Consider the following 24,309-nt stretch of genomic DNA (forward strand, 5'->3'; position numbering starts at 1 on the left):
TGAGTTTCTTCAATAATGGCAGCAGTGCAGAAGTTCTTGAAGAAAACAATTATTATCCTTTTGGATTGAAGCATGAAGGATATAATCCTACTGTTGGAAATCCTGCGTATACATATAGCTATAATGGGAAAGAATTGCAAACGGAATCCGGCATGTATGATTATGGAGCGAGGATGTATATGCCTGACTTAGGGAGATGGGGAGTTGTCGATCCGTTGGCGGAGAAATCAAGAAGATTTACACCTTATAACTATGCCGTAAATAATCCTATTAGGTTCATTGATCCCGATGGAAGGCAAAATGAAGATTGGATAAAAAAAGATAATACTTGGACTTATGACCCTAATATTACAACAGCTTCGCAGGCAGCAGCTGCAGGAGCTGATGACTTTGCTAAAAATGGTACAATAGTATCATATGGTGAAGATGGAGAGTATGCAAGATTGAGTTCAGGAGGTTCTGTGGATTGGCTTCCAAATACCTCTTTTCAAGATGTGCTTACAAATAATTTAGCATTACTTTCACAAAGTTTTAGTCAGGGGATAGATAGTTTTTCATCTCTTGTGTCTTCTCAAGTTTCGGGTGGATGGAATAGTATGTATGCAAGAAATATTATTAGTGATTCCTACAATGTTGGTCTAACTTCTAATGTTACTGTATTTTTAGGTGTTGGAACTACTCCGATTAACTTTACTCTTTTAACGAGAGGCCAAGAACCTGGAATATATTTTACACCTACTGTGAATGCTGCAATTGGTGATGGTGTTGAAGGAAATGTAGGTGTTTCCTTTGGAAGAGCAATGTATTCGGGAGATCCAAGAGAAATTAATTCAAGTATGTTGCAAGGTAATACCTATGGCGTATCTGGCGGCGCTGGATTAATTGTCGACGGTTCTGTAGGGGTTTCATATGCTCCCACAGGTAAAGGTAATGGTTTTTGGGGTATATCAGGACAAATTGGTCTTGGTATGGAAGGCAGTCCTGTGTCGGTTATTAATGTACAAGGGAATTATCAATATACCCCAATTGTTAAACCTGTTATTAAATTTAAGTAAAATGGAAATTAAAAATATCTGGAAATTATTTCCCATACTAATTATTGTAGTAATAATCTTTTTTTTTGAATATAAAAGCTCTAATGAGCGTGAGGCTTTTCATATAGCAAAAATTAATTCCCATATTGTAAAAAAAAAGAATAACTGGTCTGGTGGGAGAAGTTATGATTATCTTACAGAGAATAATATTACCATAACAATGATGAACATTAACTCTCTGACTGTGGGAGATTCGATATCTAAATTAGCAAATTCTGACAACTTTAAAGTCTATAGAAAAAATAGATTTGGGATGTATGAATTTTATAAGAATTATAATATTAATGATTAATTATCAAAGAATAGCCCCAGGCTTACTGGGGTTATTTTATTAAAATTTAATATTATATCTTAAAATCTTAATAGAATCATTTTCTTTCTTTAAAGTAAACTTTGGTCATGTATCAAATTTAGTGATGACAGTTTTTGAATAAATAACTCATTGAATTTCAATAAAATTTAAAGATAAATTATTAACAATACGAGTAAGGAATTGAACCCCAAAGTTTAGACTAGTTAATAAAAATATTAATATGAACGAGTTCTGTATTGTACAAGGTCCATTCCATTTAAGCCTGAGGAACATTTTTTGCACAAAATTTCATATGCCTTCATCAGTAGTCAATAATTATGAGTATTTCCCAGAGACTGAAATATTACGAATCGTTTATCAGTCTGGCGCAATTTATGACTATCTGAAAGTGTCTCAGGAAATATTTAATCGTTTCAAAAGTGTACAATCAAAAGGAAGGTTTCTCAATTATGTTATCAAACCAAAATTTAAATATAAAAAGATTGAATGATACGGTTTGTTTTAATATTAATTTAAGTGAACCGATTGCACATAATTAAATACTTATCACTAATTTTATTTAAAATAATCTAAACAATATTCTTCTAACCAAATAATCACTACAAATATGATATTAGAAAAAGGAACCTCAGCGCCGGATTTCGAACTCCACTCTACTCCCGATCAGAAATTAAAACGTTCAGATTTTTTAGGTAAAAACCTCATCTTAGTATTTTATCCTGCAGACTGGAGTCCTGTTTGTGGAGATCAGGTTGCTTTGTATAATGAAATGTTGAGCATTTTTCATAAATACAAGGCGGATATCTTAGGAATTTCTGTCGACAGTTCATGGTGCCACGATGCTTTCATGGCAGATCGAAAATTACACTACCCTCTTCTTGCCGATTTTAATCCTAAAGGTGATGTTTCAAAAAAATATGGAGTTTACAATGAAGAAAACGGAACTTCAAAAAGAGCCTTATTCGTTATTGATAAAGAAGGTACCATCCAATGGAGCTATCTTTCACCCGATGGAATCAATCCCGGAGCGGACGGAATTATCGATGCATTGGAAGAACTAAATAAAAACTCATAATCTATGTCTACATTAAGAATTCCAATTGGCGATAAAGACCATATTCAGGGAAATCCGGATACTGCAAAAATTGTTTTGGTTGAATATGGAGATTATCAATGTCCGCATTGCAAACACGCTTTTCCACTAGTTAAAAAATTTGTAGAAGAATACGGAGATGATATTGCTTTTGTTTTCAGGAATTTTCCATTGACAGATTCTCATGAATTTGCAATGTCAGCCGCAACGATTGCTGAAGCTTCAGGAAATCAGGGAAAGTTTTGGGAAATGCACGATCTTATTTATGAAAATCAGGACCAATTAAGTAATGAAATGCTGAAAGAATGTGTGAAAAATTTACAATTAGATTTTAATAAAATTGAAAATGATATCAATACCGGAGATATTCAAGATAAAATTGAGAATGATTTTGAAGGCGGTGTGAGAAGCGGTGTAAACGGAACTCCTTCATTTTTCGTCAACAATCAAAAATGGGAAGATTACGACGGAACGTACGATTCTTTTGTTGAACTGCTTTCTTAGTTGAAGATTTTTAAAGTAATTTAAATTGTCTGTCATTCTGACGAAGGAAGAATCTATTTTGCATCGAGATTCTTCACTACATTGCATTTCGTTCAGAATGACAGAATGGAAAGTCATAAATTATTTCAACAAAAAACAAGGCTACCTCAAAACTGAGATAGCCTTATTCATTATATTTAATTTATTATTATAAAGAATAATTCGGAGCTTCCTGCGTGATAATAACATCGTGTGGATGAGATTCTTTCAATCCGCTTCCTGTAATCATTACCATTTTGGTTTCCGTTTGTAAAGCTTCAATATCTTTAGCTCCACAATATCCCATTCCAGCTCTTAAACCTCCTGTCAACTGGAAAATTACTTCTTCCAAAGATCCTTTACTTGGAACTCTTCCTTCAATTCCTTCCGGAACGAATTTTTTAGCCTCACTTTGGAAATATCTTTCTTTTCCACCTCTCTTCATGGCAGAAAGACTTCCCATTCCCTGATAAGTTTTAAATTTTCTTCCCTGGAAGATAATTTCTTCACCCGGAGCTTCATCGGTTCCGGCAAGAAGTGAACCCAGCATTACTGCTCCTGCTCCACTTGCGATCGCTTTTACGATATCTCCTGAAAGCTTAATCCCTCCATCAGCAATTACAGCAACATTTTTAGTTTGAGCATACTCGTAAACATTGTAAATCGCAGATAACTGAGGAACTCCAACTCCCGCAACAACTCTTGTTGTACAGATAGAACCAGGACCAACACCTACTTTAAGGACGTTTGCACCAGCTTCAATCAAATCTTTAGCCGCTTCAGCCGTTACGATATTTCCTCCAACAATATCCAAATCAGGATATGCTTTTCTGATTTCTTTAATTTTATTTAAAACTCCAATCGAATGTCCGTGAGCTGAATCGATACCGATAATATCCACTCCAGCGTTTACTAAGGCTTCAATCCTATCCAAAGTATCTTCACCAACACCAACTCCGGCTCCAACGATCAAACGACCGTTTTCATCTTTGTTTGCATTCGGATATTCTAACTGATTATCAATATCTTTAATGGTAATTAAACCAACTAATTTATTGTTCGCATCAACGATAGGAAGCTTTTCAATTCTGCTTTTAAGAAGAATTTCTTTAGCTTTTTCAAGGTTTGTATCTTTATCAGAAGTGATCAGATTTTCTTTGGTCATGATCTCTTCAACTTTCATATCAAGGTTTTCCTGATATTTTACATCTCTATTTGTGATGATACCAATCAATGTATTTTCAGCATCTACTACAGGAAGTCCGGAGATTTTGTATTTCGCCATCGTTTCCTTAGCTTGAGCCAACGTATGATCTTTAGAAAGGGTAACAGGATCAGAAATCATTCCGTTTTCCGAACGCTTTACACGATTAACCTGTGCAGCCTGTTCAGCGATCGTCATGTTTTTATGAATAAATCCTAAACCGCCTACTCTTGCCAATGCAATTGCCAAATCAGCTTCTGTAACCGTGTCCATTGCAGCAGAAACTATCGGAACATTAAGCGTAATTTTGTCGGTAAGTCTTGATTTTAATGAAACCTGATTAGGTAAAACTTCAGAATAAGAAGGAACTAGAAGCACGTCATCGAAAGTGATGGCTGTCTCTACAATTTTGTTATGAATAGACATCTTTACTTTCTTGCAAAATTAAGACTTTTCAGCGAGATACGAAAATCGATTTTGATAGTTTAAATAAAACTTAATAATCAATAACTTAAATCGAAAAACCGCTCCAAATTCAGGAACGGTCTTCTTGTACAAAATAAAATTTAGTATATGATTTGAATATGAAGTGTCTATTTATCTGTTGCCGAAGCAATCATTTTTGAGATATCATTTGCTGTAAAATTTCCTCTCACATCCACAAAAACCAGGTCTTTGTCTGAGTTTACAGTGATCAGCATATTTTTGATCGCATCACCTTTTTGCTTTACCCGAATGTTTACATTGTCACCATCATGTTTTATCGTTGCCCATTCTTCGTAATTATTATCATTTAGATAATTCGCGAAATCTTTAAGCATTGTTCTATCCCCATTTTCCACTGTCAGGACTTTAATTTTCGAAACTTTCTTGATCATCTGAATGATTTCCTCATTATCTTTTCCATCTTCACGTAATGCTTTTTTGATAACTGGCTTTGCTAAAAACATCGGAACATTGATGCTTGTAAATCTCGCTCCTTTAAAATCGTTCCCGGAATCTGAGAAGTAAGCCATATTTCCTTTTCCTGAAGAAACTATGCATGACTGCATCATAAACATCGCACAAACGATAAGAAAAATGTTTTTTATTGTTTTCATGGCAATTTGGATTTGGTGTTAAAAATTTTAATTAATCGGTTTTAAAGATCCGCCGGACATTTTGCTGATATCAGAAGTGATTTCCGGATTTCCTTTGTATTTAATCAAACCTCCCGAAGAAGCTTTTGCCTTTAATTTATCAACCGCATTTATAGAAAGATTTCCTCCCGAAGTTGATTCTGCCTCAACTTGATTTACTCTAAAGTTTTCACCTTTAAGAGCAGCTCCACTACTAATGTCGAAAATTGCAGTTCCGGCTTGTCCTCCAATATTTGTATCAGATCCGCTTGAGCCTTTAAAAACCAAGCTTTTAGAATTCACCTCAACTTTCACATTGGTTCCGGAAGTAGCTTCAACATTTGTATTGTTTGCAATATTGAATTTCCCTTTCACTACAGAACCTGAAGATGCATCGATCGTAAGATTATTTTCATTCACCGAATTAACCGTTGTAAAAGTTGCTCCTGAAGACGCTTTAATATTATCCATTCTTGGCGAAGAAACATTTACGTTGATATTTTTGAACTTTAAGTTTTTCTGTCCTTTGTTATCAACATAAACTTTTAAAACTCCGTTCTCAACTTTTGTAATGATGTATTGAAGTTTATCTGCATCTGCAATTACCTTTACATTGGTCGGGCTTTCCTGTTTGAACACCAAATTCACGCCTGTACTCACCTGAATTCCTGAGAATTCGCCAACATTTCTGGATTCACCATTCAAATAAGAAGAGGTGCTTTCTGAGGTAAAATTTGTTCTTGTGTTGGTAACAGGATTAATTTTTGTTTCAGAAGAACTCACAATTCTGTTGATATCATCCATAGACAGTTGCCCATCAAGTTTTACCAGAATACTTTCTTCTCCTCCACTGTCAATACTTAACAATAGATCATCCAAAATTCCGTTTTTTTCTTCCGCAGAAAGGAATTTTATTTTTGCACCACCACTGTTCATGGTCATGATTTCGCTATAGTTCAAATTACTCAGATAAGAGGAAATATCTCTGTTGATCTGATCTAATTTTTGTCCTTTTACAGATTTTCCGTCTTTTGATTTTTCAGCAATTAAAACTTTCAGACCATTAATCTTTGACAATAAAGGTTTGATCTGATCTAATTCTGCATCTCCCAAATCCAGACTGCTTAACATTCCGAACATTGGTTTTGCAATTTTAATGGAGGTCACGCCTTCCACTTCCTGATATTTATCGAAAAGCTGGTCTAGTTTATCTTTCTGCCCATACACATTGAAAAAGTGAGTAAAAGCAAGTGCGAATATTATGAATATTTTTTTCATGAGTCAATTTTTATTTATTTGATTATTATTGCCTGATCAGGTGCATAATCTTTTTTTAAGGTTAATTAATAATCGTCGTCAACGACTGTAGGTTTTACTAATTTTTCACTAACGTTATTTGCAAATATTTGAAATGAATACTTAGTCACATTAATGGCTTCTTCTACATTTTCGATTCTTTTTCCGTTTACGATCACGTAAGAATCTTTGTAGCCCGTAGAATCTGAAGCTTTTGAGGAATTATAAACATATTTTGGCTTTCTCTCTTTTTTCAGCCTTCCTCTTTTTGGTAAAATTTCATCTAGAAGATCTTTTTCAGCAACCCGATTTTCCTGGAAAATTGAATCTTTCTTCGCTCCGGAAATAGAATCAGATGGATGATTCACAGCTACCTGTTCCTGATGATCACTATTTTCTTCGATGAAATTATTTTTCTGTTGTTTAATCTGATTTTCAACAAGTTTTGCCTGATCTACTACATCAGAATTTTTATTGTAATTAAAAATAAATCCTATGCTTAATAGTAAAACTACACTTGCAGCCATCCAGAACCATTTTGGAAATGATGGTTTTGCTTTTGTCCCAATCGGGATAATCGGCGTTTCATTTTCCTGAACCTCATCATCTTTTCCTTCTGCTTTTTTCAGGAAATCTTCAAAATCCCAATCCATTTTTTCTTCCTTTATATTTTGGAAGATTTCGTCGTATTTATCTTGAAATTTGTCGTTGCTCATAGCTCATCAATTGTGAAATTTGTTCTTTTACTTTTTGTCTGGCTCGCATAAGATTTACTCTTACTGCATTTTCTTCCATTTCCAGCATTTCTGCTATTTCCGAGACTTCATATTCTTCTACATCTTTCAAATGGATCACTGTCTTTTGTTTTTCCGGAAGCTGATTAATAAAACCAATAATATGTTCCTTCAAGTTATTCACTTCCATACTGTAAAGCTCTGAGCGATGAAGCTGCATATCTGCAAAACCCAACTTTACATCGTGATGCTTCAATCTATTCAGGCATTCGTTCCGGACGGATTTCAAAGCATAGGATTTTAAATTCCCAAACTGCTCCAGCTCTTCCCTCTTCTGCCAGAATTTTATCATCAGATCCTGCACCACATCTTCTGCCTCATCAGTGCTCATGACGAATCTTTTCGCAAAGCGATACATCTCATTTTTGAGAATGAATACCGTATTCTTGAAAGTTTCTTGGGTCATAAGTTTTGTTTCTATTAGTAAGACAATCAGTTTTTACATTTTATTACATCAAACACAAAAAAACTTCAAAAAATTTTGAAGTTTCTATATAATTATATTAATATGTATCAAAAATATATTTAAAAATTGCCTTATCATCTTCTGTTAAAGGTACTTTTCGTCTTGCCATTGCTTTTTCTGCAACTTCGTAGGCTTTATCTAATTTAAATTTCTCATCATCTTTAAATCCGCCCCACGAAAAATTTTCAATTAGATTTGGAGGAAAACCTTCTTTAAAAATATTGGAAGCAACTCCGATCACGGTTCCTGTATTCAATTGAGTATTGATTGCCGTTTTGGAATGATCACCCATAATTAAACCTGCAAATTGTAACCCTGTATCTTCAAAAGATTTTGTTCTGTAATTCCAGAGTTTTACGTGACCATAATTATTTTTAAGATTGGAAGAATTTGTATCAGCTCCCAGATTACACCACTCTCCGATCACAGAATTTCCTACAAAACCATCGTGACCTTTATTAGAATAGCCGAAAATAATGATATTATTAACTTCTCCCCCAACTTTACAATGAGGTCCAATTGTAGTTGCACCGTAAATTTTTGATCCTAAATTAAATTTAGATTCTTCACAAAGTGCAATCGGACCGCGAAGATTACATCCTTCCATCACCTCAGCATTTTTTCCAATGTAGATTTTTCCTGTTTTGGTATTAATTGTTGAAAACTCTATTTGAGCACCTTCTTCGATAAATAAATCTTCTTTATTTCCTAAAAATCCGTTGGTTGAAGAAAGTTCCTGTGAAGTTTTTCCTTTCGTTAATAATTCAAAATCAAAATTGATTGCTTTATCATTATAGGTAAAAAGATCAGTCGGCTTTTTAAAGAAAGTAAGCTCTTCTTTAATATCAGTCATTTTTTCGATCTGGTGCAAAGAAAAACCATCCATATTGATTTTTGCAGCAACTAATTCATCTTCATAAACCAATGCTTCTCCCTGTTTCAAATCTTTAACTTGCTGGATAACATTTTCAGTTGGTAAAAAATTCGTTACCAAAAAAAGACTTTCTTTCTTTTCAGGTTCTTTGAATTTATTCTGAAGATAAGTTTCCGTAAAAAAAGAAATTTCTGTGTTTTCCAGAATTTTCTGCCACCTTTCGGAGAAAGTAAGAATTCCGCATCGCATCTCTGCAACAGGACGGGTAAATGTAAGCGGAAGAAAATCTTCCCAATATTGCGCATCTGAAAATACTAATTGCATCGTTCAGTTTTAAGTTTAATGTTCCAACAAAAATACAAATAAAAAAGTCTCCCAAAAACTTGGAAGACTTTTAATATTTTTAATAGCAAAAAATTACTTAGCGAATTTTTTGTATTTGTTCATGAACTTATCAACTCTACCTGCAGTGTCAACTAATTTAGTTTTTCCTGTGTAGAAAGGGTGAGAAGTTGAAGAGATTTCCATTTTGATCAATGGGTACTCTTGTCCTTCGTACTCGATACTGTCTTTTGTTTCTGCTGTAGACTTGCAAAGAAACACCTCGTCGTTACTCATATCTTTGAAAACAACAAGTCTATAATTTTCTGGGTGGATTCCGTTTTTCATAATACAATTTTAAAAAATTAAAGTTTTGCTTTCGAAATAGTAATGGTATTTCTTCTGCTAAATTTTAGGTTGCAAAAATACAATTTTTTTTTAAATTTCCAAATATGCTTTCAATATTTTTTTCTTAATAAGAAATTCAAACTATTTTCGTTAAATTTGAAATCTATTTAAACTTTAATTTCGATGAAATTCAAATTATTACTGGCTTTTTCTTTCTGGATGCTTTTAATGGCTGTATCTTGTAATAAGGATGATATTAGTTTTGATGCTCCTTCTCAAGAATTAAGTTTTTCAAGAGACACGGTATTTTGCGACACGGTTTATCATCAGGTTCGTTCTGAAACGTATGCCGTAAAGGTGTATAATAATGAAGACAAAGATATTCTGATCCCAAGAATTCATCTGGAAAAAGGAGCTACTTCTTTATATAAGATCAATGTAGACGGAAAACCGGGCTATGATTTTAAAGATGTTCCTTTAAGAAAAAAAGACAGTTTATATATTTTTGTTGAAATCGCACCGGAAGCAACCGGTCCGGAAGCTATTGCGGAAGACAAAATTTTATTCCAAAGTCCGGTGGGTGAACAGAAAGTTGTTTTATTCTCCGTGGTTCAGGATGCAGAATTCTTTATTCAGACTCCTACAAATCCTAATATTATCTCTGCGAATACAACATGGACCAATAATAAAGCTAAAATAATTTATGGAAATCTTACCATCGATCAGAATATTAATCTAAATATTCAGGCAGGAACAAAAGTTTATTTCCACAAAAACAGCGGAATGAAGGTCTCGTCCGGAGCTACTTTAAATATCAACGGAACTTTAGCAAATAATGTCACTCTTCGCGGAGACAGAAACGATCCTGCTTATGATACCATCCCTAAAAACTGGAATTCTATCAAAATGGATGCAGGTTCTAATATTAATATGAATTATGCAAGATTATTTGGTGGCACAAAAGGTCTTGAAATGAAACAGGCGAATGCAACGATTAATAATTCTTTCATCCATACTTTTCAGGAGTACGGAATTTATGCCATCGGTTCTACGATTACAGCAAAAAATCTTGTGATGAACAACTGTGGAGAATCTGCAGTAGGAGTTTTTAGAGGAGGAACTCATAATTTTACTCACTGTACAATTGCCAATTATTCTGATCTTCTGCATTCATACAACAGATTAGGAATTTTCGCAGCAAACGAATGGATAAATGATTCGGGAGTGAAGGAATATGGTGCTCTAATATTTAATCTGAGAAATAGTATTGTATATTCTGATCGCGATAATTCTGTAAATCTTGAATATACTCCAATGCAATTATTCAATGTTGCTATTCAAAATTGTTTGATTAAATACTCTAATCAATCGGAAGCCGGATTCGATTTCAATGATAATTTAATTGTAACTCAATCTAAAAAAAATCTGGATCCTTTGTTTGTTAATTATTTTGCTGCCCAAATGAATTTGAGAGTAAAGCAAAACTCTCCGGCAATCGGACAGGGAAATACTGCAGTGGCAGCAACTGTTCCTACTGATATTGCGAATGTTTCAAGAACTTCAAACCCGACAATCGGAGCTTATCAATATTTTTAAAATTATAATTAAACAAAAAATGGATTTTAATATTTATAAGATAGGAACCTTCATTGCATTGCTTTTAGTTTATCTTATTATAAGAAAGCTTTTCAAAAAATTTGCTGATTTTACCGAAAGTATTGGAAAATCAACTGATAATGAAAACGAAATAAAAAGACTGAATACAAAGATCATTACTTTGGAACAAAAGATCAATAATAAACCATAATGGAAATTACAAACCTGCAACAGCAAGTTGACGAATGGATAAAAACAATTGGCGTTCGTTATTTTAATGAACTGACCAATATGGCAATGTTGACGGAAGAAGTTGGCGAAGTTGCACGAATTATCGCAAGAAGATACGGTGAACAAAGTGAAAAGGAAAGCGATAAAGGCAAAGATTTAGGAGAAGAACTAGCAGATGTACTTTTTGTAACTTTATGTTTAGCCAATCAAACCGGAGTCAATTTACAGGAAGCTTTCGATAAAAAAATGAAGATAAAAACTGATCGCGATAAAGATCGTCATCAGAATAATGAGAAATTAAAATAGATTCATGAGGTTCATTCTATCTTTATTTACTATTCTTTCATTAACCCAATGTTCTTCTGATAATAGTCCAAAACATAGTTTTATTCTTGAAGGATTCATCAAAACAAATGGAAGTTATTCATGGGGAAAAACACAAAAGAATATTGTTGTAAAAAATATAGAAAACTCATGCAAAATATTTGCTATTACTGATAAAAGAGGGAGAATTCTTTATCAGCAACCATTAAATGTAACATTCAGCGATTACCATTATTGGCTTTGTTATGCTGATGATAAAGATAATTTATACTATTATAATTCTGATTACAATGAGGTAAAAGCACTGATATGGAATTCAGAATTAAAAAAATACGATGAAGTAAATTTTTGCTCAACTAAAATTAATCTTCCTTCAAAATTTAAGGATGAATTAAAAAAAGATGCAACTTTAACAGACTGTTTGTCTTTAAAATAGAAATGAAATAATGAAGAAGCTAGAAAAATCAAAATTAACGGGAAACACAACCATACAGATTAGCGGTTCGAAAAGTATTTCGAATCGTTTGTTGATTTTAGAAAGTTTGTTTAAAAACATACAAATCGGGAATTTATCTAATTCTCAGGACACACAATTATTAAAAAAAGCTCTTTCAGAAAATACTGAAACGGTTGATATTCACCACGCAGGAACAGCAATGCGTTTCCTTACGTCTTACTATTCCATTCAGGATGGAAAAACAACAATTTTGACAGGTTCGAAAAGAATGAAAGAAAGACCAATCAAAAATTTGGTCACCGCTTTACAGAATCTTGGCGTTGAAATCGAATATCTAGAAAATGAAGGTTTTCCGCCATTGAAAATTAAAGGAAGAAAAATTACTGAAACCAAAGTAGATGTTCCGGCAAATATCTCAAGCCAGTTTATCACTTCTCTCCTATTGATCGCTGGAAAATTAGAAAATGGGTTAGAAATAAATTTAGTTGGCGAAGTTACCTCACAGTCTTATATTGAAATGACACTGAGTATTTTAACTAAATTCGGAATTAAAAACAGTTTTGTTGGAAATACAATCAAAGTTGAATATTATAATGAAAATGATGATTCATCAACTATAGATTATGAAGTGGAAAGCGACTGGAGTTCTGCATCTTATTTTTACTCTTTTGCAGCATTGGGAAGAGAAACTATTCACTTGAAAAGTTTTGATAAAGAATCGACTCAGGGAGATTCTGCGATTGCAAAGATTTATGATGAATTTTTCGGAATTAAAACCATTTTCACGGAAGAAGAGCATAAATTAACCCTTCAACCCGATCCTAATTTTCAATTTCCGGAAAAGATCATTTTGGATATGAATAATTGTCCGGATATTGCTCAAACTTTATGTGTAACTGCTGCAGCCTTGAAAATTCCGTTTGAGATTTCAGGATTAGGAACGTTACGAGTAAAAGAAACCGATCGATTGCTAGCTTTACATAACGAACTGGAAAAATTGGGCACCGAAACCGAATTTACGGATCTTACAATTAAATCAATCAGTTTTAATGATCCTGAAGATAATATTTCAATTGCAACGTATCAGGATCACAGAATGGCAATGAGTTTTGCGCCGTTTTGTTTAATTAAAGAACTGAATATTGAAGAGGAAGATGTTGTAGAAAAATCTTATCCGATGTTTTGGGAGGATTTAGAAAATTTATTAATTAAAGAATAAAATTAATACGAGAATATCAATTTGTAATTGTCATTTCGACGAAGGAGAAATCTAAAGCAGATTCTTCATTCCGCTTTGTTTCATTCAGAATGACAAAAATAAAAATTTACAGAAAATAAAATGTCACAACATAAAACTATAATCATCACAGGAACCTCTTCAGGAATCGGTTTCGTGTTAGCAGAATATTTCGGGAAAAAGGGTCATAAAGTTTATGGCTTGAGTAGAAAACACACAGAAAGTCAATATTTCAAATCCATTCCGACGGATGTTACGGATAATGATGCTGTTCAAAATGCTATTTCGGAAGTTCTGAAAACAGAAAACAAAATCGATGTCCTGATCAACAATGCAGGAATGGGAATGGTAGGATCTGTAGAAGATTCTTCGAAAGAAGATATCTTAAAGTTATTCAATCTGAATTTGGTTGGAGCAGTTCAGATGATGAGTGCTGTAATGCCGAAAATGCGTGAAAATAAATTCGGGCAAATCATCAACGTTTCCAGTATCGGAAGCGAAATGGGATTGCCTTTCCGTGGGTTTTATTCGGCTTCAAAATCGGCTTTGGATAAAGTAACAGAAGCAATGAGATACGAAGTTTATCCATGGAATGTAAATGTTTGTTCGCTTCATTTGGGTGATATTAAAACAAATATTGCAGAAAATCGTGTACGAACAAAAGTAAGCGAACCTTACAAAAATGTTTTTGATAAAGTCTATGCCTTGATGAATTCTCATGTTGGAGATGGAACCGAACCTTTGGAAGTTGCAGAATATGTAGATCAACTTTTAAATAAAAATAAATGGAAACCTCATTATTATTTTGGTAAATTCGGACAGAAAATCGGAGTTCCTCTGAAATGGATTCTTCCGCAGGGAACTTACGAGAATTTAATGAAGAAATATAATAAACTAGATAAAAATTAGTTGATTGATTGGGCGCATTGTCATTCTGAACGGAATGAAATGCAGTGAAGAATCTTTTTGTATTTTTATGGAGATTCTTCATTCCGCTTCACTACATTCAGAATGACAAATTGAAGTTAATTTTAAAAATATTTTTTGTACTGTTTTGCGTTTTCACCCAAGCGCAGAAGAAACATTATTTCCTTATAGATTCAGAAACGAAGATGAGGAAAAAGGTAAAAGATTCCGCTTCTGCAGTGAAATTTTTGGATTCTCTGGCACAGAATAATTATTTTTTTACTCAATTAAAAGAAGTGAAGAAAAAAGGAGACAGCACGGAAATTATTTACGATAAAGGAAAAAACTTCAATCAGACTTATGTTAATCTTTCGGATTCTATTTCTCAGAAAACTAAAATTCAGAAAGAATTTTTTACCAAAAATTTAGATTCTACAAAAAAAAGTATCAATAAAAAGTATATTGATGACGGCTTTGCTTTTAGCAGGCTTAAATCAAAATATAAAGGTCAGAAAAACGGCTATCCAGTTGTAGAACTTGACATTAACAAAAATGATAAAAGAACAATTGACGGCTTTGTGGTGAAAGGCTACACCAGAGTTCCCAAAAGATTTATAAAAAATCTTGAAAAAGAATTCAAAGGAAAAACTTACGATGATAAAAATCTGATCGCTATCAACAAATCTTTCCAAAGTCATCAGTTTGTTTCTCTGGAACGTCCTCCACAAACATTATTTACCAAAGATTCCACGAGTATTTATCTCTTTATGGAAAAGAAAAAGACGAACAGTTTTGATGGAGTAATCGGTTTTGGAAATGATAAAACGGATAAATTTACTCTAAACGGAACGTTGAATGTTAATTTTAAAAATATGTTCAATGGTTTTGAAGCGATCAATCTATATTGGCAGAGAAACCCCGACAAAGGACAGACTTTTGATCTTCAGACAGATATTCCTTATCTTTTTAAATCTAATGTCGGTCTGAATATGAAGGTAAATATTTTCAGACAGGATTCTACTTACGCCAACGTAAAAGCACTTCCGGCTCTCTATTATCATATCAATTCAAGAAATAAGATCGGATTTCGAGGAACATTTGAAGGTTCTACGATTATTGATACATTATATGTTCAAGGTAAGGATTACAATAAAAAAGGGATCGGAATCTGGTTTGAAATGATTGAACCGACTGATATTGATCTATTCCTTTATAAAACAAAAATCAGTGCAGGATACGATTATTTAACGACAACTTATACAAAAGACAATATAAAATCTCCGCAAAATCAGTTCTACTTTTTCGGGGAACATAATTATCATATCAATGGAAATCACTTCCTCAATATAAAAGCGGAAGGCGCCATGATGGACTCAAAAATTGATTTCTCCACCAACGAATTGTATCGTTTCGGCGGATGGAATTCCATGCGGGGTTTCAATGAAAATTCCCTCAACGCCGACTTTTATTATTACGGAGGCTTAGAATATCGTTATCTCATTGGAAATCAAGCGTTTTTTGACTTCTTTGGGCAGTACGGACAACTCAACAACAAGTCCTTGAATGTAAAACCCAAACTCTACAGTGTCGGGCTCGGTTTCAACTTCTTTATTCCATTGGGATTGATGAGTTTTCAGCTTTCCAATGGTAACGAATTTGGAAATCCGTTTAAATTCAATGATATAAAAATTCATTGGGGAATTCTGAGTAGATTCTAATGTAAGAATTCTGTTAATCTAAACATTTTTTAACGTTCATAACGATTTTTGCAAAGAAAAACCTCTTAAATTGCAGTATATTTCTATGTATATTCAAAATGAACAGAAGAGAATTTTTGGAAAAATCGAGTCTTTTATTGGCTGGTTTGGGAACTTCGAGCGTTTTACACCCTTCCATTTTAAAAGCTTTAACCATTGAACCTTTAGCAGAATCAACATTTTATGATGCGGAACATGTTGTCATTTTAATGCAGGAAAATCGTTCTTTTGATCATGCTTTCGGAGCTTTGAAAGGCGTAAGAGGCTTTTTGGATCAAAGAGCTTTTAAAAAACAGGATGGTTATTCGGTTTTCTTTCAAAAAAATAATGACGGAAAATACGCCTCTCCTGCTCGTCTGGATCTTAGAAATACCAAATCTACGTGGATGAGTTCCCTTCCACATTCTTGGGACAATCAGCAAAGAGCTCTGAATAAAGGAAAATTCGATCAATGGCTTCAGGCAAAAGCTTCCGGAAATAATGATTATAAAAACATTCCGCTGACATTAGGATATTACAATCGTGAAGATCTTCCGTTTTATTATCAATTGGCAGATGCATTTACTATTTTCGATCAGTATTTTTCATCATCATTAACGGGAACCACACCAAACAGATTATTTCATTGGTCAGGAACATTGCGCGAACAAAAATCCGGCAAAGTGAAGCCGAATGTTTATAATGAAAATATTGATTACGATAAAAATCATCAGGCAAGATGGAAAAGTTTTCCTGAAATTTTAGAAGAGCAAAATGTTTCATGGAAAATCTATCAGAATGAGATCAGTGTTCCTAAAGGAATGTCCGGCGAACAGGAATCATGGCTGAATAATTTCACAGACAACCCAATCGAATGGTTTTCAAAATTCAATGTAAAATTTTCGAAAGGTTATTATCAGAATATTCCGAATATTATTTCATCATTAAAAAAGGAAATTGAAAAAAATCCGGGTCAGAGAGAAAGACTTGAAAAAATGATTTCTGAACTCGAACAGGATTTAATTGATTACAAACCTGAAAATTATTCCAATCTTTCTCAACAGGAAAAAAATCTTCACGAAAAAGCATTTACCACCAATTCAAAAGATCCTAATTATTGGAATCTTGAAATCGGAAAAGATGAAAACGGAGAAGAATTGGTTGTCCCGAAAGGAGATGTTTTGTATCAATTCAGAAAAGATGTCGAAGATAAAAAACTACCTTTGGTTTCATGGCTTGTTGCTCCGGAGCGATTTTCTGATCATCCCAGTTCACCTTGGTACGGAGCGTGGTATATTTCTGAAGTTTTAAATATCTTAACGAAAGATCCTGAAACCTGGAAAAAAACAATTTTCATTATTAATTATGATGAAAATGATGGATATTTCGATCACATTTTACCTTTTGCACCACCAATAAATCCGAGTCAGCCGATTGATATGAATGGAGAAGAAGGTGCAGAATATTTGAATAAAAATCAGGAATATATATCTGATCCTGCATTGAAAGATTATGAAAAAATTGAAGGAACAATTGGCTTAGGTTACAGAGTTCCGATGATTATTGCTTCACCGTGGACAAGAGGAGGGTTTGTAAATTCTGAAGTCTCGGATCATACTTCTGTGTTACTGTTTTTGGAAAAATTTATCCGGAAAAAATTTAATAGAGATGTGACAATTGATAATATCAGCGATTGGAGAAGGGCAATTTGTGGAGATTTAACTTCTGCATTTAATTCTTCTAATGTAAAAATTCCGCAAATGAATTATCTGAATCAAAAAGATTATGCTAAAACGATCAATTCAGCAAAAAATAAACCTGTGCCGAATTTAAAATGGTATGATGAGAGTGAATTAAATAACAATCTACTGGAAATTCAGGAAAGAGGAATAAAACCGTCGAATGCACTGCCCTACAATTATTTAGTAAATGTTGAAGACGGGAAAATCAAAATGACTAATTTAAAAGAAAGAGCTGTTCCATTATTAATTTACGACAGAACAAATTTTAATAATGATAATTTCCGCTTTTCTTATGCTTTATATTCAAAACAGGAATTATTTCATCCTATAAAATCAGGAAAATATGACCATGAAGTTTTCGGTCCAAATGGTTTTTATAGAAATTTTAAAGGAGAAAATATCTCACAACTCAAAATTTCGTTAATTAATGACTCTTCAGAAGATCAATTAAAACTGATTATTGTTAACGATTCTGTAAATAAGCTTTCTCTTACTATAGAAGATCTATATGAGAATACTCAAAAGAAAATTTCAATACAGAAAAATGAAACAAAATCACTCATCAATCTCAGTAAAACAAAGGGATGGTACGACTTGAGAGTAAGTTCAGGAAATAATATTTGGTACTTTACAGGAAGAGTGGAAACAGGAAAACCGTCCATTTCAGATCCACACTGGATTTAAGTTAATAAAAAATAATAATTAAAGTCTTATACGGAATTTGTATAAGATTTTTTTGTCTTATTGCGTAAAATCATAAAATTTTAAATCAATTTATCGGTAATATGCGTAAAATATTCACATCATTATTTTATAAAATATTGATAACGAAATAATAAGCATAAAAAATTATTGTTAAATATATTTCATAGTATGTTGAATTTTATTAACTTCACTCAACTTAATATACCACCATGAAAAGAATTAAATTCACTTTAGCTTTGTCTTTAGTTGCATTAGCAGCATCTGCGAACATGAATGCACAAGACACGAACACAGACAATCACACAATAACGATTTCTGTACCAGAAGTAGCGTTGGTTGATATCGAACCAGCTGCTACAAAGAACATCACTCTTGGATTCACAGCCCCTACAGAAGCTGGTAATCCAGTTGTTGCCAATGCGTCGAACACTACGCTTTGGCTTAACTACTCTTCTATTAAATCTGTTGCTGACCCAACTCGTAATGTATCTGTAAAATTGAACGCTATCGTTCCGGGAGTTGACATTCGTGTAACTGCTGCTGCGGCTACAGGTGCGGGAGGAGGAACATTGGGAACTCCATCTGCTCAGCTTACATTAAGCGCTGCGGATCAAACAATTATTTCAGGAATCGGAAGTGCTTACACAGGAAACGGAGCAAATAACGGTCATAATCTGACTTATGCTTTAGCTCCGGGAAGCGGTCCTGGTGGAGTTGCAGTGTATGCAGATTTACAGGCAACCGCAACTACTGTAGCAACAGTTACTTACACTATTTCGGACAATTAATCTGTCCCATTTCATCTTTAGATACAAGCAAGAAGAAATCGCATAAAGTTTCTTCTTGAACTTGTATTATCAATGTTTTAAACTCCAAACTTTACATAAAAATGATAAAGCGCATTCTTCTATTGGTAATTTTCATGCTTCAATTCAGCTTTTTGAAAGCGAGTATTGTTGTTCTTAATGGTCTTTCCCATACTTACAAAGTTGAAAACGGAAAAGTTTACAAAGGAAAAATTGCCTTGGAAAATACAGGAAAACAGCCGCAAAGTGTAAAATTATTTCTCCAGGATTACAGTTATAAAGCCGATGGGACAATCTATTATACAGCTCCGCATACTAATGAAAAGACAAATGCGGATTGGATAAAAATGAATACTAATCTGGTAACTCTTAAAGCAAAGGAAAAAACAGAAGTATATTATGAGATCACCGTTCCTGATAAAATTTCTGATCCCGGAAGCTATTGGAGTGTAATTATAGTAGAACCTGTAGAAGACATAAAGCCAAACGACAGTAAGCAAGGAGTAAATATTACCTCAATTATTCGATACGCCATTCAGGTGATTACAGATCTTGATTCTGATAAAGCGAAACCCGACCTGAAATTTGAAGGAATAAAAATCGAAAAAGAAGACGGAAGACAAATTCTTAAGGTCGCTATTGCCAATAAAGGAAATCTTTATTGTAAACCAACGGCAGTAATTGAGATCTACAATAAAAAGAACGGACAAAAAATCGGCAATTTTTCCAGTCAGGCAATGGGATTATTACCGCAAACCTCAAAATCTTTCCACATAGACATCGATAAAACGCCTCCCGATCAATACAATGCCGTACTTATTGCTACCGATGAAGATGAAAATGCTTTCGCCCTCAATGTGGAATTAGAAGTAAAGAATGATTAAAAATTGTACTTTATATCTATTCATATTATTCCCAGTATTTATTTTTGCTCAAAAAAAAGATAGTTTGCTGCCGGGAACGTCTACTTCTATTTCATTTTCTATAGAAAACAGAACTTCCGAAAGTAAAATTTATGACGTTAAAGTTGAAACTTCAAGTTCACAGATTGTTCCGATTCTCACCAGTGGAGAATTAAAAATATCTGCCAACGAAAATAACGTTTACATTGTTCCTTTAAAAATTGCAACAGAAGCTCCTCAGGGAAAATATTTTGTTATTTTAAATGGAACCGAAAAAAACACAGGTGAAAAATTTACAAAACAAACCGAATTCACTGTTTCTGGAAATCGAAAACTGTCATTAACAACTTTAAATTCTCCTGAATTTGTAAAAGCTGGAGAAACCATAAAATCTACTTTCCTTTTAAAAAATAATGGAAACGTCATTGAAAATTTAATTTTAGAAAGTAAAAATGCCGTCGTTGATGAAAATGCGACTTTAATTTTAAATCCTGGTGAAGAAAAAATAATTACCATCAGTAAAGTTACAAGTCCCGATTTAGCAAAAAATGAATATCAGAATTTAAATCTTTCTGTTTATTCTGTTGATAATCCAAAAGAAAATCAAAGTGTTTACACAAGCATAAAAATTATTTCTGTAAAACCTGTTGAAGATGATATTTTTCACAGAATGCCTGTTGCAGCTTCAATTTCTTTCATCGGAATGCGAAATCGTGGTGAATATCATGATGGATTTCAGGGTGAAGTTTACGGGAAAGGAAGTTTAGATAAAGACAATAAAAATCTTCTGGAATTTCATGCAGTGACAAAAAACCCTGTAGAATTCAATTCTTTTACTCAATATGAAGAATATTTTGTGAATTATAAACGGGATAATTTCTTTGTTCATCTTGGAGACAAAAATTATTCATCATCATTTTTAACGGAATATGCAAGATATGGTCGTGGTGCGGAAATTCGTTTTGATACAAAAAAATTTAGCTTTGGAGGTTTTTATAATCATCCGAGATTTTTCAGAGATATTAAAGATGAATATAATGTTTATTCCAAATATAAGATTGCGAAAGAATCGGAAATTACAGCCGGATATTTGTATAAGATTCCGAGAACGGAAAATGTAGGTTTAAGTTTTTCAAATATTAGATTAGATTCCAATGCACATTTACCTTATGTGATGGGGAAATTTAAACTGAATAAAAACATCGAAGTTTCCGGAGAAGCATCTTACAGTAAAACCGATAGGACGAACGGAAATGCATTTATGCTTCAGACTATTACAAATTTTAAAAAGCTCAACGGAAGTTTGATGTATATGCGAACGAGTCCTGCATACGCAGGATATTTCAACAATACAAGCACGTTTAATGGAAATATTCAGTATCAAATTTTTAAAAAGATCAATTTAATTGCAAACTACGTTCAGGATGCGAAAAATTTTCAACGTGATACTTTATTTCTTGCCGCTCCTTACAGAAAATATCTGCAGTATGGACTTCAATACAAGTATTCAACAAATGGATCTTTGATGCTTTACAATGGGTTTCAACGATATGAAGACCGATTGATGCCAAAAGAATTTGATTATAAAGAACGTTTTTTTAAAGTAAGTCTTGATCAGCAAATAGGAATTTTTCAATTGAATCTGGAAGGGCAATTCGGGAAAACAGATAATTATCTGTTGGGATTTTCAGGAAATTCGAGTTTTTACACAGCAAATATTGCCTTTGAAAAATTCAGGACTTCATTTAATTTATATGGAAGTTATGCGATTACTTCGCGATATCAAATGCAAAATCAGAAGCAAGTGTATTACGGAGCAAGAATTTTAAGTAGATTTTCTGACAAAACAAGTTTCAGTGTATTTTATCAAAATAATTATATGCCTGAAGAATATTTCGCGGACAGAAATCTTTTTGAATTACTTTTTCATCAACAGATTTTTCCCGGTCATGAATTTGATCTTTCAGGAAGATATACTTTGCAGCGTGGAGAATTAGGAAATAAAGACTTTATTTTTTCTCTTCGATACACGTTGCGTTTAGATGTTCCAACTCAAAAAACAGCTGAATATACCAATCTTTATGGGAATATTAATAATCTCGGTGTCAAAAAAGTAGAAGGTATTCGATTAATTTTAGGAAATCATTTATCTGTAACGGATAAAAGCGGGAATTTTATATTTAAAAATGTTATTCCCGGAGATTATGTCTTGGAAATTGACAGATCGACCACGGAAATCAACGATATTTCAGATGTGAATGTTCCGGCTTCTTTAAATTTAACCAATAAAGAAAATATTTTCAATTTCGGATTAACAGTTGCAGCAACCATTCAGGGAACAATTGAATATTCAGAAACTGAACAGGCAAGTTTTGCCCAGTTACCCATTAAAAAAGATAAAAAGAAAAAAGAGAATATCATTGTTGAAACTTCAAACGGCGATCAGATTTATAGAAAAATGGTTGTCATCGGAGAAAATTTCGACTTTACCTATCTTCGTCCCGGAGAATGGAAAGTAAAAATCTATAGAAACGGTTTAGATAAAAGATATAAAATTCCTATTGACGAGTTTCAGTTTATTTTAAAATCTTCAGAAACAAAAAAATTAACCATTAATATCATAAAACAGCAGACAGAAGTAAAATATCAGCAGGAATCTATAAAAGTAAGTTACAACGAAACAAGAAAACGAAAATGAATTATTTAAAACTGACTTTTTTACTCGGCTTAATTTTATCCTGCAAAGTATTTTCACAAACTACAGGAAACAGAAGTATTGCTGTCACATTACCTGTTGTCACCTTAATGGATATAGAACCTACCGGAGCTATAAGTTTAAATTATACCGCGCCTACCGAAGCAGGAAATGCTGTAACAGCGCCCGCAGCAAATACAACAAAATGGATCAATTATACTTCAGCAATTGCACCTGCAGGATTAACAAGAAGAATTACAGCTTCGATCAATCAGGTCATTCCCGGAGTTGATATTAAAATTCTGGCAGCTGCAGCTTCCGGTTCGGGAGGAGGAACTTTGGGAACACCTTCTGCACAAGTTACTCTTACTACAACAGCACAGACTATCATCACCGGAATTGGCGGAGCTTTTACAGGAAACGGAGCAAATAACGGACATCGACTTACCATAACTTTGACAACGAATACTTATGCCAATTTATCAGCAAGAACGAATACGCCCGTTATTATCACTTATACCATTACAGAATAAATTGAAAGAAATGAACTTTATTAATAATCTTATTTACAGGAAATTTTTCAAGAAAAGTACATTAGTTATTCTTTTAATTTTATGCTGTCAATTAAAATCTCAAAGGACATTAACGGTCGGTGGAACAAATTGGACGGTAACAATTCCATCTATAACTGAAGCCGGAACAAATTATGCAGGAACTTATGAAAGTGCAACTAATCAGGTTTTGTTGGGAGCGAGTGTACCATTATTATTAGGAAATGGAAAAATAAGCGTACATTATCAAGCTAATCCAACATGGAATTCCAACCTTATTTTACAAGCAAGAAGAACAGGAAATGGGACAACAGCCTGTGTAGGATGTACTCTCACTGGTGGAACAACTTATATCACCGTTCCTTTAACAACAGATGTTGAATTATTTAGAATCAATGCAATACTTTCTTTGGCATCTTACACAAATATTCCTGTGCAGTTAGAATTAAGTGGTGTTTCCGTTACAATTCCAGCAACGACATATAACAGCTTAATTGTTTTTACAATAAGTGCTCCCTAAAAAATTTCTTGTGTAATGATAAGATTTAAAAGAAGTTCAAGACAATTGTTATTTTAGAATAACTAGATTTTATTTTCTAGGCTATTCCTCGCTATCCACTCATACTCCTCGTACCGTTATTTTCTTTCAGAGCCAATTCTTGCTATGAGGTAACCGTTTCCATCAAGGCTACATTGAAATCTGTCGTTTCAATATTTTCAAATAATCATCCACTTTGTTATTCTGGAAAAGAATCTCAATTCAATTTATATTTTATTAGAATAGTTGAGATTGCTTATGCCAAGATAAATTGTTTCAGTTTAATGCAAAAAAAGTCTCATACAAATACATGTATGAGACTTTAAATAAAAACTGGCGGCGACCTACTCTCCCGCTATTCGCAGTACCATCGGCGCTGGTGGGCTTAACTTCTGTGTTCGGAATGGGAACAGGTGAGCCCCACCGCTAAAACCACCCTA

At 33.4% G+C, this 24,309-nt stretch carries 25 protein-coding genes and 1 rRNA gene; 18 read left to right on the top strand and 8 right to left on the bottom strand.

All coding sequences use genetic code 11. The annotated features are described in order from the left end of the window. The 5 genes from ABD940_RS22495 to ABD940_RS22515 form a co-directional block, all read left to right on the top strand. Positions 1-1,055 (top strand): RHS repeat-associated core domain-containing protein (locus tag ABD940_RS22495; RefSeq protein ID WP_345208766.1); only part of this gene is annotated, 1,055 nt, incomplete at its 5' end. Between the two features lies 1 nt (position 1,056). After that, complete coding sequence (locus ABD940_RS22500; RefSeq protein ID WP_345208768.1) at positions 1,057-1,386, top strand: hypothetical protein; 330 nt, start codon at positions 1,057-1,059, stop codon at positions 1,384-1,386. A gap of 313 nt (positions 1,387-1,699) precedes the next feature. Further along, positions 1,700-1,897: a KTSC domain-containing protein gene (locus ABD940_RS22505; protein WP_345208770.1), complete on the top strand. Its 198-nt coding sequence runs from the start codon at positions 1,700-1,702 to the stop codon at positions 1,895-1,897. A 117-nt stretch (positions 1,898-2,014) separates the two neighbouring features. Further along, positions 2,015-2,482 carry a redoxin domain-containing protein gene (locus ABD940_RS22510; protein ID WP_345208772.1) on the top strand — a complete coding sequence of 156 codons (468 nt, stop codon included), beginning with the start codon at positions 2,015-2,017 and terminating at the stop codon, positions 2,480-2,482. A 3-nt stretch (positions 2,483-2,485) separates the two neighbouring features. Further along, positions 2,486-3,004 carry a DsbA family protein gene (locus ABD940_RS22515; RefSeq protein WP_345208774.1) on the top strand — a complete coding sequence of 173 codons (519 nt, stop codon included), beginning with the start codon at positions 2,486-2,488 and terminating at the stop codon, positions 3,002-3,004. A gap of 187 nt (positions 3,005-3,191) precedes the next feature. On the opposite strand, the gene guaB is transcribed toward ABD940_RS22515, so the two are convergent. From guaB to ABD940_RS22550, 7 genes are all read right to left on the bottom strand, one after another. Next, positions 3,192-4,652: an IMP dehydrogenase gene (gene guaB / locus ABD940_RS22520; protein WP_345208776.1), complete on the bottom strand. Its 1,461-nt coding sequence runs from the start codon at positions 4,650-4,652 to the stop codon at positions 3,192-3,194. 167 nt (positions 4,653-4,819) lie between these two features. After that, positions 4,820-5,326 carry a DUF4252 domain-containing protein gene (locus ABD940_RS22525; RefSeq protein ID WP_345208778.1) on the bottom strand — a complete coding sequence of 169 codons (507 nt, stop codon included), beginning with the start codon at positions 5,324-5,326 and terminating at the stop codon, positions 4,820-4,822. A gap of 27 nt (positions 5,327-5,353) precedes the next feature. Next, complete coding sequence (locus ABD940_RS22530; RefSeq protein WP_345208780.1) at positions 5,354-6,622, bottom strand: DUF4252 domain-containing protein; 1,269 nt, start codon at positions 6,620-6,622, stop codon at positions 5,354-5,356. Positions 6,623-6,687: 65 nt separating this feature from the next. Continuing rightward, complete coding sequence (locus tag ABD940_RS22535) at positions 6,688-7,356, bottom strand: hypothetical protein (protein ID WP_345208782.1); 669 nt, start codon at positions 7,354-7,356, stop codon at positions 6,688-6,690. Next, on the bottom strand, positions 7,331-7,840 hold the full coding sequence (locus tag ABD940_RS22540; RefSeq protein WP_345208784.1) for an RNA polymerase sigma factor: 510 nt from the start codon (positions 7,838-7,840) through the stop codon (positions 7,331-7,333). Before ABD940_RS22540 ends, ABD940_RS22535 begins: the two co-directional genes overlap by 26 nt. A 97-nt stretch (positions 7,841-7,937) precedes the next feature. Beyond that, positions 7,938-9,098 carry a GlmU family protein gene (locus ABD940_RS22545; RefSeq protein ID WP_345208786.1) on the bottom strand — a complete coding sequence of 387 codons (1,161 nt, stop codon included), beginning with the start codon at positions 9,096-9,098 and terminating at the stop codon, positions 7,938-7,940. A gap of 93 nt (positions 9,099-9,191) precedes the next feature. Continuing rightward, positions 9,192-9,443 carry a type B 50S ribosomal protein L31 gene (locus tag ABD940_RS22550; RefSeq protein ID WP_259134920.1) on the bottom strand — a complete coding sequence of 84 codons (252 nt, stop codon included), beginning with the start codon at positions 9,441-9,443 and terminating at the stop codon, positions 9,192-9,194. Between the two features lie 183 nt (positions 9,444-9,626). On the opposite strand from ABD940_RS22550, the gene ABD940_RS22555 reads away from it, so the two are divergent. The 13 genes from ABD940_RS22555 (at position 9,627) to ABD940_RS22615 (ending at position 23,851) form a co-directional block, all read left to right on the top strand. After that, the gene (locus tag ABD940_RS22555; protein WP_345208791.1) at positions 9,627-11,039 is read left to right on the top strand and encodes a hypothetical protein; all 1,413 of its coding nucleotides are present in this window, start codon (positions 9,627-9,629) and stop codon (positions 11,037-11,039) included. 19 nt (positions 11,040-11,058) lie between these two features. Next, on the top strand, positions 11,059-11,250 hold the full coding sequence (locus tag ABD940_RS22560) for a hypothetical protein (RefSeq protein WP_345208793.1): 192 nt from the start codon (positions 11,059-11,061) through the stop codon (positions 11,248-11,250). Further along, entirely contained in the window at positions 11,250-11,576 is a 327-nt protein-coding gene (locus ABD940_RS22565) for a nucleotide pyrophosphohydrolase (protein ID WP_345208795.1), read from the top strand. The genes ABD940_RS22560 and ABD940_RS22565 overlap by 1 nt, the downstream gene beginning before the upstream one ends. Before the next feature lie 4 nt (positions 11,577-11,580). Further along, positions 11,581-12,030 carry a hypothetical protein gene (locus ABD940_RS22570; RefSeq protein ID WP_345208797.1) on the top strand — a complete coding sequence of 150 codons (450 nt, stop codon included), beginning with the start codon at positions 11,581-11,583 and terminating at the stop codon, positions 12,028-12,030. 10 nt (positions 12,031-12,040) lie between these two features. Further along, entirely contained in the window at positions 12,041-13,270 is a 1,230-nt protein-coding gene (locus ABD940_RS22575; RefSeq protein WP_345208799.1) for a 3-phosphoshikimate 1-carboxyvinyltransferase, read from the top strand. Positions 13,271-13,390: 120 nt separating this feature from the next. Continuing rightward, the gene (locus tag ABD940_RS22580; RefSeq protein WP_345208801.1) at positions 13,391-14,197 is read left to right on the top strand and encodes an SDR family oxidoreductase; all 807 of its coding nucleotides are present in this window, start codon (positions 13,391-13,393) and stop codon (positions 14,195-14,197) included. 203 nt (positions 14,198-14,400) lie between these two features. Continuing rightward, a complete protein-coding gene (locus ABD940_RS22585; RefSeq protein WP_345208803.1) occupies positions 14,401-15,912 on the top strand; it encodes a BamA/TamA family outer membrane protein in 1,512 nt (503 codons plus the stop codon). Positions 15,913-16,010: 98 nt separating this feature from the next. Beyond that, entirely contained in the window at positions 16,011-18,356 is a 2,346-nt protein-coding gene (locus ABD940_RS22590) for a phosphocholine-specific phospholipase C (protein ID WP_345208805.1), read from the top strand. A 230-nt stretch (positions 18,357-18,586) separates the two neighbouring features. Continuing rightward, positions 18,587-19,165, top strand: a complete 579-nt coding sequence (locus tag ABD940_RS22595) for a hypothetical protein (protein ID WP_345208807.1) — start codon at positions 18,587-18,589, stop codon at positions 19,163-19,165. Positions 19,166-19,266: 101 nt separating this feature from the next. After that, positions 19,267-20,067 carry a WxL protein host-binding domain-containing protein gene (locus tag ABD940_RS22600; protein ID WP_345208809.1) on the top strand — a complete coding sequence of 267 codons (801 nt, stop codon included), beginning with the start codon at positions 19,267-19,269 and terminating at the stop codon, positions 20,065-20,067. Positions 20,068-20,131: 64 nt separating this feature from the next. Further along, the gene (locus tag ABD940_RS22605; RefSeq protein ID WP_345208811.1) at positions 20,132-22,783 is read left to right on the top strand and encodes a hypothetical protein; all 2,652 of its coding nucleotides are present in this window, start codon (positions 20,132-20,134) and stop codon (positions 22,781-22,783) included. Beyond that, on the top strand, positions 22,780-23,313 hold the full coding sequence (locus tag ABD940_RS22610; protein ID WP_345208812.1) for a hypothetical protein: 534 nt from the start codon (positions 22,780-22,782) through the stop codon (positions 23,311-23,313). The genes ABD940_RS22605 and ABD940_RS22610 overlap by 4 nt, the downstream gene beginning before the upstream one ends. Before the next feature lie 10 nt (positions 23,314-23,323). Further along, on the top strand, positions 23,324-23,851 hold the full coding sequence (locus ABD940_RS22615) for a hypothetical protein (protein WP_345208814.1): 528 nt from the start codon (positions 23,324-23,326) through the stop codon (positions 23,849-23,851). A 349-nt stretch (positions 23,852-24,200) separates the two neighbouring features. Here ABD940_RS22615 and rrf read toward each other — a convergent pair. After that, positions 24,201-24,309: ribosomal RNA gene (rrf, locus tag ABD940_RS22620) — 5S ribosomal RNA — on the bottom strand.

This window comes from Chryseobacterium ginsengisoli, from assembly GCF_039542325.1.
GTDB classification, from domain to species: domain Bacteria; phylum Bacteroidota; class Bacteroidia; order Flavobacteriales; family Weeksellaceae; genus Chryseobacterium; species Chryseobacterium ginsengisoli.

Bases quoted from the DNA above. Each gene is read 5' to 3' on its own strand.
- guaB (WP_345208776.1), bottom strand. From the start codon at position 4,652: ATGTCTATTCATAACAAAATTGTAGAGACAGCCATCACTTTCGATGAC.
- ABD940_RS22595 (WP_345208807.1), top strand. From the start codon at position 18,587: ATGAAAAGAATTAAATTCACTTTAGCTTTGTCTTTAGTTGCATTAGCA.
- ABD940_RS22580 (WP_345208801.1), top strand. From the start codon at position 13,391: ATGTCACAACATAAAACTATAATCATCACAGGAACCTCTTCAGGAATC.
- ABD940_RS22615 (WP_345208814.1), top strand. From the start codon at position 23,324: ATGAACTTTATTAATAATCTTATTTACAGGAAATTTTTCAAGAAAAGT.
- ABD940_RS22590 (WP_345208805.1), top strand. From the start codon at position 16,011: ATGAACAGAAGAGAATTTTTGGAAAAATCGAGTCTTTTATTGGCTGGT.
- ABD940_RS22530 (WP_345208780.1), bottom strand. From the start codon at position 6,622: ATGAAAAAAATATTCATAATATTCGCACTTGCTTTTACTCACTTTTTC.
- ABD940_RS22535 (WP_345208782.1), bottom strand. From the start codon at position 7,356: ATGAGCAACGACAAATTTCAAGATAAATACGACGAAATCTTCCAAAAT.
- ABD940_RS22560 (WP_345208793.1), top strand. From the start codon at position 11,059: ATGGATTTTAATATTTATAAGATAGGAACCTTCATTGCATTGCTTTTA.
- ABD940_RS22585 (WP_345208803.1), top strand. From the start codon at position 14,401: ATGAGGAAAAAGGTAAAAGATTCCGCTTCTGCAGTGAAATTTTTGGAT.
- ABD940_RS22510 (WP_345208772.1), top strand. From the start codon at position 2,015: ATGATATTAGAAAAAGGAACCTCAGCGCCGGATTTCGAACTCCACTCT.
- ABD940_RS22610 (WP_345208812.1), top strand. From the start codon at position 22,780: ATGAATTATTTAAAACTGACTTTTTTACTCGGCTTAATTTTATCCTGC.
- ABD940_RS22515 (WP_345208774.1), top strand. From the start codon at position 2,486: ATGTCTACATTAAGAATTCCAATTGGCGATAAAGACCATATTCAGGGA.
- ABD940_RS22600 (WP_345208809.1), top strand. From the start codon at position 19,267: ATGATAAAGCGCATTCTTCTATTGGTAATTTTCATGCTTCAATTCAGC.
- ABD940_RS22555 (WP_345208791.1), top strand. From the start codon at position 9,627: ATGAAATTCAAATTATTACTGGCTTTTTCTTTCTGGATGCTTTTAATG.
- ABD940_RS22540 (WP_345208784.1), bottom strand. From the start codon at position 7,840: ATGACCCAAGAAACTTTCAAGAATACGGTATTCATTCTCAAAAATGAG.
- ABD940_RS22550 (WP_259134920.1), bottom strand. From the start codon at position 9,443: ATGAAAAACGGAATCCACCCAGAAAATTATAGACTTGTTGTTTTCAAA.
- ABD940_RS22545 (WP_345208786.1), bottom strand. From the start codon at position 9,098: ATGCAATTAGTATTTTCAGATGCGCAATATTGGGAAGATTTTCTTCCG.
- ABD940_RS22565 (WP_345208795.1), top strand. From the start codon at position 11,250: ATGGAAATTACAAACCTGCAACAGCAAGTTGACGAATGGATAAAAACA.
- ABD940_RS22570 (WP_345208797.1), top strand. From the start codon at position 11,581: ATGAGGTTCATTCTATCTTTATTTACTATTCTTTCATTAACCCAATGT.
- ABD940_RS22500 (WP_345208768.1), top strand. From the start codon at position 1,057: ATGGAAATTAAAAATATCTGGAAATTATTTCCCATACTAATTATTGTA.
- ABD940_RS22525 (WP_345208778.1), bottom strand. From the start codon at position 5,326: ATGAAAACAATAAAAAACATTTTTCTTATCGTTTGTGCGATGTTTATG.
- ABD940_RS22505 (WP_345208770.1), top strand. From the start codon at position 1,700: ATGCCTTCATCAGTAGTCAATAATTATGAGTATTTCCCAGAGACTGAA.
- ABD940_RS22575 (WP_345208799.1), top strand. From the start codon at position 12,041: ATGAAGAAGCTAGAAAAATCAAAATTAACGGGAAACACAACCATACAG.